Here is a 17,171-nt window from a genome sequence, read left to right as displayed (position 1 = left end):
GAACCGGAGTGTCAGTGCCGGGCTTGACCGGCAATCCATCAAAAGAACGACTGTTTAAGAGGACGGATGCGCGGGTCAAGCCCGCCCATGACGGGTTAATTTGGAGTGACCGCTTCCTATATGAACACCATGCGTCCGCAAGACATCCTGCTGCCAGTTGCTGCCGGCCTGTGCTGCAAGCCCGGCGGCTTCCATATCGACCCTGTCCGTCCCGTCGAGCGGGCCGTGATCACCCACGGCCATTCCGACCACGCCCGCGCCGGCCATGGCGCGGTGCTGGCGACGCAGGAAACGCTTGATATGATGCGGCTGCGCTATGGTGAGAATTTTGCCGGATCGACGCAAGTCATCCGCTATGGCGAAGAGATCCGGCTCGGCGATGTCAACGTCAAGTTTCATCCGGCCGGTCATGTGCTCGGCTCGGCCCAGATCGCGGTGACGTGCAAGGACACCTGCATCGTCGCCTCCGGCGACTACAAGGATGCGCCCGATCCGACCTGCACGCCCTTCGAGCTGGTGCCCTGCGACGTCTTCATCACCGAGGCCACCTTCGGGCTGCCGGTTTTCCGGCACGGCGATGCCGGCGACGAGGTGAAGAAGCTGCTGGCCTCCGTCGCGCTGTTTCCCGAGCGCGCGCATCTGGTCGGCGCCTATTCGCTCGGCAAGGCGCAGCGCGTCATCGCGCTGTTGCGGCAGGCCGGCTATGACGCGCCGATCTATCTGCATGGCGCGATGGAGACGATCACGCATTACTACCAGAGCCGCGGCATCGATCTTGGCGAGCTCAGGCCCGTGAAGGGCATGAAGAAGGCGGCGCTCGCCGGCACCATCGCGCTGGCGCCGCCATCGGCGACGTCCGATCTCTGGACGCGCCGGTTTCCCGATCCGGTCACCGCCTTCGCATCGGGATGGATGCGCGTGCGCGCCCGCGCGCGGCAGCGCGGCATCGAACTGCCGCTGGTGATCTCCGACCACGCCGATTGGAACGGCCTCACCGCGACCATCGCGGCGACCGGCGCGGAAGAGATATGGGTCACTCACGGCCAGGAAGACGCGCTGGTGCATTGGTGCAGGTCGCGCGGCCTGCGGGCGCGGCCGCTCGATCTCGTCGGCTACGGCGATGAGGAGGAGAGCGAGGCGCCACTTGAGGGCGAGGCCGAGGCATGAACCGCTTCGCCGAACTCCTGGACCGCCTCGCCTACGAGCCCGGCCGCAACAACAAGCTGCGGCTGATCACCAGTTATTTCCGCGAGGTCGGCGATCCCGACCGCGGCTATGCGCTCGCCGCGCTGACCGGCGCGCTCAGCTTCAAGCATGCCAAGCCCGCACTGATCCGCGATTTGATCGCGTCACGCACCGACCCGGTGCTGTTCGGGTTGAGTTACGACTATGTCGGCGATCTCTCGGAGACGGTGGCGCTGATGTGGCCGCGGAGAATCGTCAACAATGGCGAATCTTTTCCGGGCCACCCCTCTCCCCCACCCTCCCCCACAAGAGGGGAGGGAGCGCAGTTGCGCGCGCGGCGACGGACGGGCTCGACCAATGAAATTGATTCAGCGAGTGATGGACGCACGAACCTCTCCGTCCCCTCCCCCCTTGCGGGGGAGGGTCAGGGAGGGGGGTACCGCGGGCGAGATGCCAGTGATGCGCCTCACCCGAGCAATCACAACAACCCACCGCCGCCGACCCTCACCGAGGTCGTCACCACGCTGCGCACGCTTGGCAAGACCGAGCTGCCCAAGCAGCTCGAACGCTGGCTCGACGAGTTAGATGAGACCGGCCGCTGGGCGCTGCTGAAACTGGTCACCGGCGCCTTGCGCATTGGCATTTCCGCGCGTCTGGCGAAGACCGCCGCGGCCGCGCTCGGCGACAAGGACCCGCATGAGATCGAGCTGATCTGGCCGGGCCTCTCGCCGCCCTATCTCGACCTGTTCGCCTGGCTGGAAGGCCGCGCCGACAAGCCGGTCAATCGCGATCCCGCGCCGTTCCGCCCCGTGATGCTGGCGCATGCGATCGAGGACACCGATTTCGCCGCGCTCGATCCTGCCGACTACATCGCCGAATGGAAATGGGACGGCATCCGTGTTCAGGCGGTGGCCGGGCGCGACGACCGCGGCCACATCACCGCGCGGCTCTATTCGCGCACCGGCGAGGACATCACGGGGAGCTTTCCCGACCTCGTACCGTCGCTGCGGCTGCCTGGCGCCATCGACGGAGAGTTACTGATCCTGCGCGAAGGCCGCGTGCAGAGCTTCAACGTGCTGCAACAGCGGCTCAACCGCAAGGTCGTCTCGCCAAAACTGATCAAGGAGTTTCCGATCCATCTTCGCGCCTACGACCTGCTCGGCGACGACGAGAACGATCTGCGCGAGCTGCCGTTCGCGGAGCGGCGCGAGCGGCTGGAGACATTCATCGCAAAGCTCGACGATCCGCGCATCGATCTCTCACCCACCGTTCCCTTCGCAAGCTGGGACGCATTGACCGCTGCACGCGCCGATCCTGCAAGCGCCGGTGCTGGCGAAGACGCCGACGCCGTCGAAGGCGTGATGCTGAAGCGGCGCGATGCGCCTTATCTGCCGGGACGGCCGAAGGGCCAATGGTGGAAGTGGAAGCGCGATCCGCACATCATCGATGCCGTGCTGATGTATGCGCAGCGCGGCCACGGCAAGCGCTCGTCCTATTATTCCGACTACACCTTTGGCGTCTGGACCGAAGGCGATGCCGGCGACGAACTGGTGCCGGTCGGAAAAGCTTACTTTGGCTTCACCGACGAGGAGCTCCTGCAGATCGACCGTTTCGTCCGCCGCAACACCACCGAAAAATTCGGTCCCGTCCGCCATGTCGTCCATGAGGCGGACAAGGGCTTGGTGCTGGAGGTGGCGTTCGAGGGCCTGCAGCGCTCGCCGCGGCACAAATCCGGCGTCGCCATGCGCTTCCCCCGCATCAATCGCCTGCGCTGGGACAAGCCGCCGCGGGAGGCGGATAGGCTGGAAACGCTGGAAAAGATGCTGAAGGCCGAGGCGGCCGAGATTGAAGCGTGAAGGGATGAGGCTCGATCGTCGCCGCAGAGACAGTGCGCCCCCTCGCCCGCTTGCGGGAGAGGGTTGGGGACATGGGCGCTAGGTTATGCGTTTGTGTAGATAGTCGCATTGTTTTCTGCGCCGGCGTGGCGGTTCGCAGAAGTGCCGGCGGGCTCGGGTGAAGAGATTACAGAAAGCCTGCCAGAGAAGTGGTCCACGAATGGCGGCACGAACGGTCGCCAGGGCGATCTTCATGAGGCGCCAACGCGATGGGCTTGCTTGTGGTGGTTCCGAACTCAGAGGGGAAAGAGTCCGGGACTTGCCCGGCGATCTGTTCAGCGATGATGGCGACGATCAGTCTGGCGTAGATCCACGCCCGCGCAAGTTCAGGCTTCTTGGCTGGCAGCATGTCGAGCCCGGCTAAGCTCTTGAACCGCTTGAATGCCAGCTCGATCTGCCAGCGGAAGCGATAGAGGGCGAGGACATCGGCCGGTGGGAAGGTGGCGACTGGCAGCGAGGTAAGGAGAAGAATGTACTTCGCCGCCTCGAGACTGCGTGGATCGGGTTGCTTGCCGCGCTTCTTGGCATCCTTGAGCAGGCGCTTTCGCTCGGTTTCGGCCTGCTCCGGCGGCTTGCGTCGCACGACGAGGCGCAGGATCAGCGGCTCCGGCGGTGGAGTCTTTGTCTGGCCCTCGTGGACGCGAACTTGCAGCTCGCTTTCCTGTTCCGACTGAGCCGCGAGAGCGGCAAACAGATCAAAGGGCTCGCCATTGGCCTGCAACAGGCGCAACGAGTTCCAGCCAGTCCGCACGATGAAGTCTGCACCGGCTTCGATCACCGGCCGCAGATCGCGCGGCCTCGCATAATAGCGGTCGCCCAGCACGATATCGCCGTGTGCGTAGGTGAGGCGCTGAAGATTCTCCGCGCCATGCACGTCGGTTAGCTCAAGCTGATCAACCTGACCCGTTGCCAGATCGTAGCCGACGTGCAGCCGCCACGTCGTACGGTCAGCTCCCGGTTCGCAGATCGAGGTTCCGTCGAGTGCACGCAGGCGATACCCAACCCAGCTCCCCGCCGTCATTTTGGCCTGTTCGGCGATCAGCGCAGCCACAATGTCACCAAGCCAGGGCGCGGCTTTACACAGCCGATCGAGCAGTGATGGATCGGACAAACGGACGATGCCGCCGGCTTCCGCCCACACACACGTCTCACGCAGCGACATGCCCAAGCCGCCATAGGCAAGCGCCAACCGCAACAGCGTCTCGGCGTTCTTAATCTCCCGCGCCCGGGTAAAGGCTCCGCGTAACCGCGCCGTGGCTTCCAGGTCGAAGCCTCCCGGAAGTCGCGCACTCACCTCCGGCCAATGATCCAGAATCTCAGGACGAATCTTCATCCCAAGTTTGAATCATATCGAGATTCTTCGTGTCCAGAGCTAAACCTAGCGCCTATGAGGGTTGGGGTGAGGGGCCTCTCTCCACACGAGAGGTCGCCGAGAGACTTGTGCCCCCTCACCCGGATCGCAAGGGCGATCCGACCTCTCCCCGCAGGCGGGGAGAGGTTAAGGAACTCCCGGCGCCAGCGCGCCCGAAGCTTCGGCGCGGCCCGAATTAAACTCCCGTAAGCCGATTGACGCCCCGCTACGGGTTCCCCATGTGCCTCGCGCTGCCCTATAATGGGGTCGAATCCGCCTGAGGAGTTTGCGATGGTCCAAGACGTCAGAGATTTGCCGGCCGGCCGCAGCGATGGCCTGAACCGCTTTCTCGGCGGCTCACCGCTCGCGGTCGCGTTCCGCCTGGTGCTGCTCTCGATCCTGGTCGGTGTCGTGCTCGCCGCAATCGGCTTCGATCCCTGGAACATCATCTACAGCATTCGCCTCTTATTCCAGCGTCTCTGGGATCTCGGCTTCGATGCCGTGAACTGGCTGTGGCGCTACTTCCTGCTCGGCGCCGTCATCGTGATCCCGATCTGGCTGCTCTCGCGCGTGTTCGGCGCGCCGCGCCGCTAAGTCCGGATCATACTCAGGGAGGCCGCAGCCGATGCAACTACGCTTTGTCGGCTGCGGCGATGCCTTCGGCTCCGGTGGCAGGCTCAACACCTGCTTCCATATCTCGGGGCGCGCGGCGAACTTCCTGATCGATTGCGGCGCGTCGGCCCTGCCGGCGCTGAAGCGGCTCGAGATCGACCGTAATGAGATCGATCTCATTCTCATCACGCATTTCCACGGCGATCATTTTGCCGGACTGCCGTTCTTTCTGCTCGACGCCCAATTCTCGCGGCGGACGCGCCCGCTGACCATCGCGGGCCCGCAAGGCATCGAGATGCGCCTTGCGCAGGTGATGGAGGCGCTGTTCGAGCACTCCTCCAAAACCAAGCAGCGGTTCGAGCTGAACATCGTCGAACTCACGCCCGGGCAAAGCCGGAGTTTTGGCGCGGTGATGGTGACGCCCTACCCGGTCGTGCACGGCGAATCCGGCGGTCCCTTCCTCGCCTATCGCATCGAGGCCGACGGCCGGACGCTTGCTTACAGCGCCGATACCGAATGGACGGAGGCGCTCATTCCGCTGGCGCATGGCGCGGACCTTTTCATCGCCGAAGCCTATATGTACGAGAAGGTGGTCAAGAACCATCTCAGTCTAAAGACCTTGGAACGGCATCTCCCCGCCATCGGCGCCAAACGCCTTGTCCTCACTCATATGAGCGACGACATGCTGTCGCGCCTGGACGACATCGAGCATCTCGCCGCCGAAGACGGCATGGTGCTCGTGTTCTAAAATGCACGCGCCCGTTCCCCTCAAGATCGGCTCCCGCCAGGTGTTCGCCATCGCCGGCCCCGCGATGGTCGCGAATCTGACCACGCCGCTGATCGGCGTGGCCTCGACCACGGCGATCGGGCGACTCGACGATGCCGCCCTGCTTGGCGGTGTCGCGATGGCTTCCGTCATCTTCGACTGCCTGTTCTGGCTGTTCGGCTTCCTGCGCATGAGCACGCTCGCCTTCACCGCGCAAGCGCTCGGCGCCGGCGAGACGCGCGAGCAGACCGTGATCCTGGTGCGCGGCTTCATCGTCGCAGGGCTCATCGGCGCCGCGCTGATCGCGCTGCAATTGCCGCTCGGCACCGCGCTGTTCGACCTGATGGGCGGCAGCGAAGGCGTCACGCGCGCCGCAAAGACCTATTTCATGATCCGGATCTGGTCATCGCCGTTCGCCTTCGCGAACTATGTCATCCTCGGCTGGCTGGTGGGGCAGGCCCGCGCCAATCCGGCACTCGCGCTTCAGGTCGTCATCAACCTCATCAACATGGCGGCGACGATCTTGCTGGTGCTGGTTTACGATACCGGCATCGCGGGTGCGGCGATCGCGGCGCTGCTCTCGGAGGGCGTGGGCTTTGTCCTTGGCGTCATCGTTTGCCGGCGCTATGCACATGGCGGCTTTGCCGTTGCCCGCGCAACGCTGTTCGACCGCGCAAGGCTGATGCGGATGCTGGCGGTGAATTCCGACATCCTGATCCGCACCGCGGCTCTGATCGCCGTGTTCCTGTTCTTCACCGCCAAGGGCGCGCGTGCCGGCGACGTCACGCTGGCGGCGAACTCCGTGCTCAATAATTTCCTGCTGGTCAGCGCCTTCTTCCTCGACGGCCTTGCCAACGCCGCCCAGCAGCTCTGCGGCCGCACCTTTGGCGCGCGCGACGCCAAAGGCTTTGCGGATTCGACCCGGCTGGTGCTCTCCTGGGGCCTCGGCTTCGCCATGGTCGTTGCGGTGCTGTTCGCGCTGTTCGGGCCGAACCTGATCAATTTCATGACCACTAGCGAGGACGTCCGCCGCGCCGCGCGCGACTTCCTGCCGTTCATCGTGCTCGCGCCCATCCCCGGCGTGTTCGCCTTCGGCTTCGACGGCATCTATGTCGGTGCCACCTGGGCGCGCGAGATGCGCAACCTGATGCTGGCCTCGCTCGCGATCTTCCTTGGCACTTGGCTGGCGCTGCGATCGTTCGGCAATGCCGGGCTGTGGTGCGCGCTGATCGCGTTCTACATCGCCCGTGGCGGCCTGCAGGGCACCAGGTATCCGGCGCTGTACAGGATGACGTTTGCCCCTTCTCCTTCTTCCCGCTTGCGGGGAGAAGGTCGGGATGAGGGGGAGCTTCCGCAAGGACGGTGAGAGACGGACTCGCGGAGAGTCCCCCTCACCCGGAATTTGCTTTCGCAAATTCCGGCCTCTCCCCGCGAGCGGGAGAGGCGAAGAGCCTACATCCCCGGCCAGTCTTCCGCCGTGAGCGTCGCGGCATCGGCACCGACGATTTCGGACAATGAATCCCGGCCCGTGCGCAACAATGTCGAAGTCAGATCGCGCTTGATCTCGTCGACGAGGCCGAGGCCCTTGTAGACCAGCGACGAATAGAGCTGGATCAGGCTGGCGCCGGCCCTGATCTTCGTCAGCGCCGCGCCGCCGGAATCGACACCGCCGACGCCGACCAGGGGGAATGCGCCCTCGACGCGCACATAGGTCTCCGCGACCATGCGCGTCGATAGTCGGAACAGCGGCCGGCCGGACAAGCCGCCCTGCTCCCTGGCGCGCATCTGCTCGCGCAGCGTGCTCGGCCGCGCGATGGTCGTGTTCGACACGATCATGCCATCGACCCGGCGCGAGCGCGCGACCTGCACGACGTCGTCGAGCTGGGCGAGGCTCAAATCCGGCGCGATCTTGAGCAGCACCGGCGTGTCGCCGGCCTTCTGGCGCACCCGCTCGCGCGCGTCGATCACGCGCGCAAGCAGATCGTCCAGCAGCGCGCCTTCCTGCAGATTGCGCAGGCCCGGCGTGTTCGGCGAGGAGACGTTGACGGTGAAGTAGCTCGCGACCGGCGCAAACGTCTCGATCAGCTTGACGTAGTCGTTGACGCGATCCGGCGAGTCCTTGTTGGCGCCGACATTGACCCCGACGATGCCGCCATGCTGTGCGCGCGCGGCGAGCCGGCGCAGCGCGACGTCCGCGCCGTCATTGTTGAAACCCATGCGGTTGATGACGGCCTCGTCGCGCTCGAGGCGAAACAGCCGCGGTCGCGGATTGCCGGCTTGCGGCTTCGGCGTCACCGAGCCGATCTCGACGAAGCCGAAGCCGAGCCGCAGCAGCGCATCCGGCACCTCCGCGCTCTTGTCGAAACCCGCGGCCATGCCGACCGGATTGGGAAAATTGAGCCCAAAGGCGCGCACCGCGAGCTTGGCATCGTCCGGGCGCGGCTTGACCGGCGGCAGGAAACGCAGGCCCTGGATTGCGAGGCGATGCGCGTCCTCCGGATCGAGCCAGCGCAGCACCGGCAGCGAGAGAGCATCGAAGGCGCGGATCACGGGGCGAGCTCCGGACAATGGTGGCTGCCGTCGGAGCGCATATTGAGGTTCGTCACCGCGATCACTGCGCCAAGGTCGAGCTCGCCGTAGAGATGCGGAAACAGCTCGTCGTTACGCGAGGGCTCCCAGCGCAACTCGCTGCCGAGCGCATCGCCATCGACCTCGACCAGGAACAGCGCGCGCTGCCTGAAATAATGCTTGCGCAGGGTCTCCGGAACCTGGGCGGCGGTGGAGAAATGGATGAAGCCGTCGCGCGCATCGTCCGCGCTGCCCCGATACACGCCCTGCCGTTCCGCCTCGCGCCAGGCCGAGGCCGGACAGATTTTGTAGATCTTGACCACCTGCTGCGGTGCCTTGTTTGCTCTTTGAGTCTCTTGAGGTTTTTGGCCTCTTGCAGGCCCAAAAACCCGGCGCGACCGTAAAGGCCGCCCCCTCCGAACTCAAGACTTAGCGCCGCCTCTTGCGCGAAAAACGGAAAACCGGTTGATTTGAGGATAGTTTTCCTGAGTTGCGACGGCTGGGACCTTCCATGGTCAAGCAGGCCAAAGCGCAGAGGATGCTGACCCACGACCAGATCTGGGTCGCGCTGGATCGGCTGGCGGAGCGTGCCGGCCTGTCGCCGTCGGGCCTTGCCAAACGCGCCGGACTCGACCCCACCACCTTCAACAGGTCCAAGCGCGTCACCTCCGACGGCCGCGAGCGCTGGCCATCCACCGAATCGGTCGCGAAAGCGCTCGCCGCGACCGGCGCCTCGATCGCGAGCTTTGCGCGACTGGTCGACGATGACGCGGGCGATGGTCGCTCGGTGCCGCTGCTCGACGTCGCGCTGGCCGGCGCGAGCGGCGCTTTCGACGAGTCAGGCTTGCCGTCCGGCAAGGGCTGGAGCGAAATCGCGCTGCCCGGCAGCGGTGACGGGCGCACGTTTGCGCTGGCAATTTCCGGCGATGCGCTCGCGCCTCTCTATCGCGACGGCGACGTCATCCTGGTCTCGCCCGGCGCGCCGATCCGGAAAGGGGATCGCGTGGTGGTGAATATCCGGGCGGGCGAGGTCACCGTCGCGACGCTGAAGCGCCGTACGGCCAAGGCGCTGGAATTGCAGCCGCTCGATGCGTCGCAGAGCGAGCGCACGATCGCAGTGGGGGACGTCGGCTGGATCGCGCGAATTGTGTGGGCGAGCCAGTAAGGGTCACCACGTATTCCAATGTCATTCCCCGCGAAAGCGGGGAATCCAGTACGCCGTAACTCGGTTCTATAATCACGGCCTCTGGAATACTGGATCGCCCGTCAAGCGCGGGCGATGGCAGCGAGGACATCCCTCACGCACTCCGCGCCAGCGCGCCGTCGATCATGTTGACCGCGTTCTGCACGCCGTAGACCGCGACGAAGGAGCCGAAGCGCGGACCCTTCTCCTGGCCGAGCAGCACCTGGTAGAGCATGTTGAACCAGTCGAGCGTCACGCCGGGACGGCCGTCCTTGCCCTTCTTGACCTGGTCGAGGAACGGCTCGCGGCGGCCGATCTCGTAGACGACGTTCTGGATGTCCTCGGCCGAGGCATCCTGCGGCAGCTGCGACAGCGCTTCGCGCAGATCCTGCAACGCGGCGCGCTCGGTCTCCGTGGGTACGCGGAACTGCTTGGTCGGCGCGACGAAGTCGCGATAGTAGTTGATGGCGTAGCCGACCATCGCGTCGAGCTTCGGATGCGTTTGCGGGCTCACGCCGGGACGATAGCGGCCGATGAAGCCCCACAACGTCTCGGCATTCTCCGCGTTCGACGATGACACCAGCGTCAAGAGAAGCTGAAACGTGACGGGCATGTCGCCCTTCGGCGGATGGCCGCTATGGATATGCCAGACCGGATTGCCAAGCTGCTGTTTGGCATCCTGCTTCGGGAAGCCGTCGATGAACTGCTGATAGTCGTCGACATTGCGCGGGATGACGTCGAAATACAGCCGCTTCGCCGCCTTGGGCTCGCGATACATGAAGAGCGACAGCGATTCCGGCGAAGCGTAGCGCAGCCATTCGTCGATGGTGAGACCGTTGCCCTTCGATTTCGAGATCTTCTGGCCCTTCTCGTCGAGGAAGAGCTCGTAGTTGAAGCCTTCGGGCGGCGTGGCGCCAAGCGCCCTGGCGATCGCACCGGAGAGTTTTACCGAATCGATCAGATCCTTGCCGGCCATCTCGTAGTCGACGCCGAGCGCGACCCAGCGCATCGCCCAGTCGGCCTTCCACTGGCACTTGACGTTGCCGCCGGTGACGGGCGTCTCGACTTCCTGGTTGGTATCAGGATCGACATAGGTCACCGTGCCCGCCGCAACGTCGCGGCGGATCATCGGCACCTGCAGCACGACACCGGTGGTCTTGCTGATCGGCAGGAACGGCGAATAGGTGGCACGGCGATCGGGGCCGAGCGTCGGCAGGATGATCGCCATGATCTTGTCATAGGCGGCCAGCATCTTGAGCAGCGTCGCGTCGAAGCGGCCGGAGGTGTAATAATCGGTCGAGCTCGCGAACTCGTAGTCGAAGCCGAAATGATCCAGAAACGCGCGTAAGCGCGCGTTATTATGCGCGCCAAAGCTATCATGGGTGCCGAATGGATCTGGCACGCGCGTCAGCGGCTTTCCGAGATTGGCTTCCAGCGGCGCCTTGTTCGAGACGTTGTCCGGCACCTTGCGCAGGCCGTCCATGTCATCCGAGAACGCCAAGAGCCGGGTCTTGATCTTGTCTTCGGTGAGCACGCGGAAGGCATGGCGCACCATCGAGGTGCGCGCGACCTCGCCGAAGGTGCCGATATGCGGCAGGCCGGACGGACCATAGCCGGTCTCGAACAGCACCTCGTCTTTCGGGCTTTTCTTCAGCCGCGCGACAATGGCCTTCGCCTGCTCGAACGGCCAGGCGTTGGATTGTTCGGCGAGCGCACGCAGGTCGCTCGGATTCGCGGCGAGATCGAGTACGGACATTAAGGGCCTCCGGAAGGGCCGGAAAATAGCGATTTCCGGACAGAATGCAAAAGTTGTGAGCGGCTGTCGCCGCACTACTCCCTCTCCCGTTCTTACGGGAAGAGGGCTGGGGTGAGGGGCTGCTTCCGCGATCACGATGAGAGTTGGACTCGCGGAGAGTCCCCTCACCCGGAATTTGCTCTCGCAAATTCCGGCCTCTCCCCGCAGGCGGGGAGAGGCGAAGAAGCTAGAACGGGCTCACCGAAAAATACCGCAGCCACAGATCGGTGTAGCGGCCTTTTTCCCAGACGCGGAACAGGGCCCAGTTCAAGGCCTGGCGCAGCACGTCGTTGCCCTTGCGCACCGCGATGCCGATGCCCTCGCCGAAGAAGCGGCTCTCGACGAAGGGGCCGCCGGAGAAGGCGCAGCAATCGCCGGAATCGGTGCCGTTGATCCAGAACGCCAGCGAGATCGCATCGCCGAAGATGAAGTCGACCTCGCCCTTCCGAAGTGCGGTGCGCAGCGCTTCGTCGTTGGGATAGGCATGCAGCTCGGCATCGGTGAACATCGCCTTCAGATACGCCTCATGCGCGGAGCCGGCGATGACGCCGACCTTCTTGCCCTCGAGATATTCGGGCCGGATCTCCGGCATCACCGCATCCTTGCGCGAGGCGAACCGCGCCGGCACGCGGTAATAGGGATCGGTGAAATCGACGCGGGCGCGCAGCTGCGGACTCACCGCCATCGAGGCGATGATGGCATCGCCCCGATTGGAGGTGAGCGCATCGACCAAGGTCTCGAAGCGGCGCATCTGCACCGTGCAGGTGACCTTGATCTCGTCGCACAGGCTGCGGGCGAGATCGACGTTGAAGCCGGCCGGGTTGCCGTCGGCGCCGGTGTAGTTGAACGGCGGATAGTCGGTCTCGGTCAAAAAGCGGATCACGGTCAGGCGCGACAGATCCGGCCGCTCCGGCCGGCGCCGCGGGTCCCAGAAGCCAGGCACGGCCTGCGGGGCCGCCTGGGGCGCGACCCGCGGCGAGGCCTGGGGTGCCGCTGGCGGCTGCTTCGCGGGCGCCTGGGCCTCGGCGGCGGTTAGCCCGGCCAGCAGGCAAAGGCCGGTCGTCAGCCCGAACAGGGCGCTGCGCACGATTTTGGGCGATTTTACCTGTCGCGAGGGGGCCATCGGCGGGAAATGAACAAATTCCGTTGGGATCGGAGGGCCTTATAGACCATCCGACCGGGAACGCGAGCGCGGATTGCGGTCAACCGAAGCCCTAGAGATACCGCTTCAAATCCGCCGCCGCCTCTTCCGGGGGGCGCTTAAGGTTGAACGGCGAGACGAAGCGGCCATCGCGGTCCATCAGGTAGGTCAGCGCGGTGTGGTCCATGGTGTAGTCGCCGTCCTTGCTCGGGACCTTCTTGGCGTAGACCCGATAGGAGGTGATCACCTTGGCGATCTCGGCGGGATCGCCGGACAGGCCTTCAAGATGCGGATCGAAGCTCGACAGATAGTCCTTCATCGTCGCCGGCGTATCGCGCTCGGGATCGACCGAGATGAAGACGGCATTGACCTTGTCGGCATCCTTGCCCATCGCCCGCAGCACTTCCGAGATCTCGAACAGCGAGGTCGGGCAGACGTCGGGGCAATGGGTGTAGCCGAAGAAGATCAGGGTCGGCTTGCCCTTGAGGTTCTGGTCGGTGACGGCCTTGCCGTTCTGGTCGGTCAGCTGGAACGGGCCGCCGATCGCGGCCGGCTGCGCCACTTTGCTGACCCCGCCCATGGCCCAGAACAGGATCAGCAGCCCAACGACGAGGCTTGCGGCGAAGGCGGTCGCGATCACCAGCGGACGGGCGGTGGAGCTCATGAGCGGAAAACTTCCTGTCGCGGATCAGAAGCAGGCGGCAAAGCCGGTCCTGATCATTTCGAAGAACACCTGGCTGCCATAATGGAACCAAAGCGCCAGTGCGCCGAGCACGACCAGCCCGCCGATCCCTGCGCCGGCCAACAGGAGCACGGACGGCAGCCGGCCGGCAGTGGGCGAATTGTCCGATACAGGATGGAGCGGGTGCAGTGGTTGAACCATGACAATGATCGGAGACAACGATCGGGGCGAAGGCCCCGGTTCCCGAACCTTCAGATAAGCTTTGGCCCGCCTGCGGGCAAGACGCCGCTGGCGGGCCAAAACGATCCCGTCATGTCGAGGATGTCAGTGAAGCAGCTGGCCCCGGGCCGACTCGAGCTGTTCCGACTGCGGGAGAGATCGGCGTGACGGCTTGCTGGCCGAGGCCTGCGCGTCCAGGTAGCAAGGCTTATACATGGCCTGAAGCTGCTTGCCTCTCAGGAACAGCATGTGCGGGGTGAGACCGCCGCGCTGGCTGATCCAGCGCCTCACCTGCGAGGGATACATCGCATAGAGCATCTGGGTCGCTTCGGGATTGGTGACGGCGCGGCCATTGGCGCCGAAATCCCAGGCTGCATGGAAGCCGAGCGTCGCGCTCGAGGTCACGCAGATCCGGTCGTGCGGGATGGCGCCGAGCACGATGGTGCAGGCCGAGGCGCAAAGACCGTCGATGATGACGGTATCGCCGGACTGGCGCAGATCCTGGTATTTGTCGACATAGGTTCCGATCCGGCCGCCGCGGTCATCCGCGATCCGAACCACCGCGTGAGAAGCCCCCATACAAGCGATCAGCAGAACTGCCGCAAGCAATCCGGTCAGAAACTTCATTGTCCCCCGCCCCAGTCGAATACGATTCTTTGTGTCAGGTGGTGATGCACAGCTAGCGTCTGTCGTAACCAAGGTTTTGTCTAGGCAGGCCGGCTCGCTCAAAACAAATTCAAATCCAGTGTTGCGTCCGCGCTGCACTCGGCCAGCCTCTATCCCAAAGTGGAACAAGTTAATGATGTCTTACGCGCCCCGCCCTTGATCTCAGGTGCAACCGCTGGCTTCAATCCCGGGTAACTACAGGGGGGAACTCATGGGCGGGCAGACAGACGTCATCGTCGTCGGTGCAGGACTATCCGGACTCGTCGCCGCAACCGAGATTGCGGACGCGGGCAAGCGCGTGATCGTGGTCGACCAGGAAGGCGAGCAATCGCTCGGCGGCCAGGCGTTCTGGTCGTTCGGCGGATTGTTCCTGGTCGATTCGCCCGAGCAGCGCCGGCTCGGCATCAAGGACTCCTTCGAGCTCGCGCTGCAAGACTGGCTCGGCACCGCCGGCTTCGACCGCGACGAGGACTTTTGGCCGCGGCAATGGGCCGAGGCTTATGTCGCGTTCGCAGCGGGCGAGAAGCGCGATTGGCTGCGCGCGATGGGCCATCGCATCTTCCCCGTGGTCGGGTGGGCCGAACGCGGCGGCTATGATGCGATGGGCCATGGCAATTCGGTGCCGCGCTTTCACGTCACCTGGGGCACCGGGCCCGGCATCGTCGAACCGTTCGAGCGCCGCGCGCGTGACGCGATGAAGAGTGGCCGTCTGACGTTCAAGTTCCGCCATCGCGTCGACGCGCTCTCCATCACCAATGGCACGGTGGACGGCGTCAGCGGCGCGGTGCTCGCACCTGACAACGCCGAGCGCGGCAAGAGCTCGTCCCGCAATGTCGTCGGCGCGTTCGCGCTGAAGGCGCAGGCGGTGATCGTGGCGTCCGGCGGCATCGGCGGCAATCACGAGCTGGTGCGGCAGAACTGGCCGCAGCGGTTAGGTGAGCCGCCAAAGTTCATGATCTCCGGCGTGCCCGAGCACGTCGACGGCCGCATGATCGGCATCACTGCAAAGACTGGCGCGCGGCTGATCAACCGCGACCGCATGTGGCATTATGTCGAAGGCATCCGGAACTGGGCGCCGATCTGGCCGCGCCACGGCATCCGCATCCTGCCGGGTCCCTCCTCGATGTGGTTCGACGCCACCGGCACGCGGTTGCCGGCGCCGCTCTTCCCCGGCTCCGACACGCTGGGCCAGCTCCAATACATCATGTCGACCGGCTACGACTATTCCTGGTTCATCCTGACCCAGAGCATCATCAAGAAGGAATTTGCGCTGTCGGGCTCGGAGCAGAACCCGGACCTGACCGGCAAGAGCTGGCGCATGACCTTGCGCCGCGCCACCAACAAGGGCGCGCCAGCGCCGGTCGAGGCGTTCAAAAGCCATGGTGCCGACTTCATCGTGCGGGACAAGATCGAGGACCTCGTCGCCGCCATGAACAAGCTCGCCGGCAACGACCTGCTCAAGCTCGAGCACATCAAGATGCAGATCGAGGCGCGCGACCGCGAGATCGCCAATCCCTACGTCAAGGATGCGCAGGTGATGAACATCCACAACGCGCGCCGCTACATCGGCGACAGACTGATCCGCACCGCCTCGCCGCACCGCATCCTCGATCCCGCGCAGGGGCCGCTGATCGCGGTCAAGCTCAACATTCTCACCCGCAAGACGCTCGGCGGCTTCGAGACCGATCTCGATTCGCGCGTGTTCGGCCAGGAGGGCAGCGTCATTCCCGGCCTCTATGCGGTCGGCGAAGCCGCGGGCTTCGGCGGCGGTGGCGTCCACGGCTATCGTTCGCTGGAGGGCACGTTTCTGGGCGGCTGCCTGTTCTCCGGCCGCAACGCCGGCCGCGCCGCGGCGAAGGCGGTGGGCTAGATCATGCCGCGACGGATGCGTCAACGGTGACGCGGATTGCCTCGCGCTGTCCCAAGGGGCACGATGTCGTGCTCTATCGCGTCAACGGCGGCGGCCACCGCCTGCCTGGCCTCGCGCCGGATGCCCGCTTTCCGAAAATTCCGGTGCGCCTGCTCGGGCCGCAGAACGGCGATATCGACGGCGCCGAGACGATCTGGTCGTTCTTCAGTCAATTCCCGTAAAATCAGCGCATGCATTGCCGGCAACGCATGCGTGCCTGGGGTGGCAGAGTACGGGGCGCTGCGCTAGACAGGGCCGCCATCCCAGCAGGAGATCCCCAATGAGCATTCAGCGTTTCGAAACCGGCCCGCGCATGAGCCAGGTCGTCGTGCACGGCGACACCGTCTATCTCGCCGGCGTCGTCGCCACCAAGGCCGCTGGTGAAAGCGTCACGAAGCAGACCCAGGACATCCTGGCCACCATCGACGGCCATCTCGCCAAGGCCGGCACCGACAAGTCGAAACTGCTCTCGGCCACGATCTACATCACCGACATGAAGACCTTTGGCGAGATGAACGCGGTGTGGGACGCCTGGGTCTCGCCAGGTAACACTCCAGCCCGCGCCACCGTCGAGGCCAAGCTGGCGGCGCCGCAATACACCGTCGAGATCATGGTCACGGCCGCGAAGTAGTCTTCGCGTTGCAAATTGGTGCGCGCCGATGACCTCCAAGGTAATCGATCGGCGCGCGCAATCCTTCGATAGTCAGGTCAGCCGAACCTCACGGCACCATCGAAGGAGAGCAACATGACCGACCACACCGCCATCGCCCTCTGCTACATCGATCTTTGGAACGAACGCGCGAGCAGCCGCCGGCGCGAGCTGCTGAGCGAGACCTGGACCGCGGATGCGAGCTATGTCGATCCGATGATGACGGGCGACGGTCCTGATGGCATCGACGCGCTGATCGCCGGCGTGCAGCAGCGCTTCCCCGATTTCACATTCAAGCTGATCGGCGAGCCCAACGGCTATGGCGACCATCTCCGCTTCAGCTGGGGACTTGGCCCTGACGGCGTCGACAGCCCGATCAAGGGCACGGATTTCGCGGTCCTGAAAGACGGGCGCATCAGGAGCGTGACGGGATTCTTGGACCAGGTGCCCGCGGGCGCGTGAAGCTTTCTTACCCTCCTCTGGAGGGGGAGGGTCGTTACGCATGGAGCGAAGCGCAATGCGGAGCGGGGTGGGGTGACGGTCTCTCCAC

General features: G+C 64.8%; 17 protein-coding genes and 1 pseudogene. 10 read left to right on the top strand and 8 right to left on the bottom strand.

Annotated features, from left to right (window positions below):
- The first annotated feature begins 129 nt into the window (after positions 1 to 129).
- Both JJB99_RS04205 and JJB99_RS04200 read left to right on the top strand, forming a co-directional pair.
- Positions 130 to 1,167, top strand: a complete 1,038-nt coding sequence (locus JJB99_RS04205; RefSeq protein WP_200500042.1) for a ligase-associated DNA damage response exonuclease — start codon at positions 130 to 132, stop codon at positions 1,165 to 1,167.
- On the top strand, positions 1,164 to 3,041 hold the full coding sequence (locus JJB99_RS04200) for an ATP-dependent DNA ligase (RefSeq protein ID WP_200497538.1): 1,878 nt from the start codon (positions 1,164 to 1,166) through the stop codon (positions 3,039 to 3,041). The genes JJB99_RS04205 and JJB99_RS04200 overlap by 4 nt, the downstream gene beginning before the upstream one ends.
- 166 nt (positions 3,042 to 3,207) lie before the next feature.
- Here the strand turns inward: JJB99_RS04200 and JJB99_RS04195 are convergent, their stop codons facing one another.
- On the bottom strand, positions 3,208 to 4,413 hold the full coding sequence (locus tag JJB99_RS04195) for an IS4 family transposase (RefSeq protein ID WP_200495226.1): 1,206 nt from the start codon (positions 4,411 to 4,413) through the stop codon (positions 3,208 to 3,210).
- A gap of 309 nt (positions 4,414 to 4,722) precedes the next feature.
- Here JJB99_RS04195 and JJB99_RS04190 point away from each other — a divergent pair, with 309 nt between their 5' ends.
- The 3 genes from JJB99_RS04190 to JJB99_RS04180 are packed head-to-tail and all read left to right on the top strand — an operon-like array spanning position 4,723 to position 7,175.
- Complete coding sequence (locus tag JJB99_RS04190) at positions 4,723 to 5,025, top strand: DUF6460 domain-containing protein (RefSeq protein WP_028172810.1); 303 nt, start codon at positions 4,723 to 4,725, stop codon at positions 5,023 to 5,025.
- Between the two features lie 31 nt (positions 5,026 to 5,056).
- Positions 5,057 to 5,791, top strand: coding sequence for an MBL fold metallo-hydrolase (locus JJB99_RS04185; RefSeq protein ID WP_200497537.1), 735 nt, complete (start codon positions 5,057 to 5,059; stop codon positions 5,789 to 5,791).
- 1 nt (position 5,792) lies between these two features.
- Positions 5,793 to 7,175 (top strand): MATE family efflux transporter, encoded by a 1,383-nt coding sequence (locus JJB99_RS04180; RefSeq protein WP_200497536.1) that lies wholly within the window; start codon positions 5,793 to 5,795, stop codon positions 7,173 to 7,175.
- 86 nt (positions 7,176 to 7,261) lie between these two features.
- On the opposite strand, the gene JJB99_RS04175 is transcribed toward JJB99_RS04180, so the two are convergent.
- Complete coding sequence (locus tag JJB99_RS04175) at positions 7,262 to 8,359, bottom strand: quinone-dependent dihydroorotate dehydrogenase (protein ID WP_200497535.1); 1,098 nt, start codon at positions 8,357 to 8,359, stop codon at positions 7,262 to 7,264.
- Complete coding sequence (locus tag JJB99_RS04170; protein WP_200497534.1) at positions 8,356 to 8,700, bottom strand: DUF952 domain-containing protein; 345 nt, start codon at positions 8,698 to 8,700, stop codon at positions 8,356 to 8,358. The genes JJB99_RS04175 and JJB99_RS04170 overlap by 4 nt, the downstream gene beginning before the upstream one ends.
- A 188-nt stretch (positions 8,701 to 8,888) precedes the next feature.
- Between JJB99_RS04170 and JJB99_RS04165 the strand changes: the two genes are divergently transcribed.
- Complete coding sequence (locus tag JJB99_RS04165) at positions 8,889 to 9,542, top strand: S24 family peptidase (protein WP_200497533.1); 654 nt, start codon at positions 8,889 to 8,891, stop codon at positions 9,540 to 9,542.
- Between the two features lie 133 nt (positions 9,543 to 9,675).
- Here the strand turns inward: JJB99_RS04165 and JJB99_RS04160 are convergent, their stop codons facing one another.
- The 5 genes from JJB99_RS04160 to JJB99_RS04140 form a co-directional block, all read right to left on the bottom strand.
- Positions 9,676 to 11,316: a lysine--tRNA ligase gene (locus JJB99_RS04160; protein WP_200497532.1), complete on the bottom strand. Its 1,641-nt coding sequence runs from the start codon at positions 11,314 to 11,316 to the stop codon at positions 9,676 to 9,678.
- Between the two features lie 226 nt (positions 11,317 to 11,542).
- Positions 11,543 to 12,478, bottom strand: a complete 936-nt coding sequence (locus JJB99_RS04155; RefSeq protein ID WP_200497531.1) for a transporter substrate-binding domain-containing protein — start codon at positions 12,476 to 12,478, stop codon at positions 11,543 to 11,545.
- A gap of 91 nt (positions 12,479 to 12,569) precedes the next feature.
- Positions 12,570 to 13,160, bottom strand: coding sequence for an SCO family protein (locus JJB99_RS04150; protein ID WP_200497530.1), 591 nt, complete (start codon positions 13,158 to 13,160; stop codon positions 12,570 to 12,572).
- 24 nt (positions 13,161 to 13,184) lie between these two features.
- Positions 13,185 to 13,379, bottom strand: coding sequence for a hypothetical protein (locus tag JJB99_RS04145; RefSeq protein WP_200497529.1), 195 nt, complete (start codon positions 13,377 to 13,379; stop codon positions 13,185 to 13,187).
- 123 nt (positions 13,380 to 13,502) lie between these two features.
- Complete coding sequence (locus tag JJB99_RS04140; protein WP_200497528.1) at positions 13,503 to 14,024, bottom strand: hypothetical protein; 522 nt, start codon at positions 14,022 to 14,024, stop codon at positions 13,503 to 13,505.
- 250 nt (positions 14,025 to 14,274) lie between these two features.
- Between JJB99_RS04140 and JJB99_RS04135 the strand changes: the two genes are divergently transcribed.
- From JJB99_RS04135 to JJB99_RS04120, 4 genes and pseudogenes are all read left to right on the top strand, one after another.
- The gene (locus JJB99_RS04135; RefSeq protein ID WP_200497527.1) at positions 14,275 to 15,933 is read left to right on the top strand and encodes an FAD-binding dehydrogenase; all 1,659 of its coding nucleotides are present in this window, start codon (positions 14,275 to 14,277) and stop codon (positions 15,931 to 15,933) included.
- Positions 15,933 to 16,154: pseudogene (locus JJB99_RS04130) on the top strand (alpha/beta hydrolase family esterase); the annotation flags it as partial. The gene JJB99_RS04135 and the pseudogene JJB99_RS04130, both read left to right, overlap by 1 nt.
- A gap of 98 nt (positions 16,155 to 16,252) precedes the next feature.
- Positions 16,253 to 16,603 (top strand): RidA family protein, encoded by a 351-nt coding sequence (locus tag JJB99_RS04125; protein WP_200497526.1) that lies wholly within the window; start codon positions 16,253 to 16,255, stop codon positions 16,601 to 16,603.
- Positions 16,604 to 16,717: 114 nt separating this feature from the next.
- Positions 16,718 to 17,083 carry a nuclear transport factor 2 family protein gene (locus JJB99_RS04120; RefSeq protein ID WP_200497525.1) on the top strand — a complete coding sequence of 122 codons (366 nt, stop codon included), beginning with the start codon at positions 16,718 to 16,720 and terminating at the stop codon, positions 17,081 to 17,083.
- Positions 17,084 to 17,171: the final 88 nt, after the last annotated feature.

This window comes from Bradyrhizobium diazoefficiens (assembly GCF_016616235.1).
GTDB lineage: Bacteria > Pseudomonadota > Alphaproteobacteria > Rhizobiales > Xanthobacteraceae > Bradyrhizobium > Bradyrhizobium diazoefficiens_H.
This window is presented reverse-complemented; position numbering and strand designations above follow the sequence as displayed.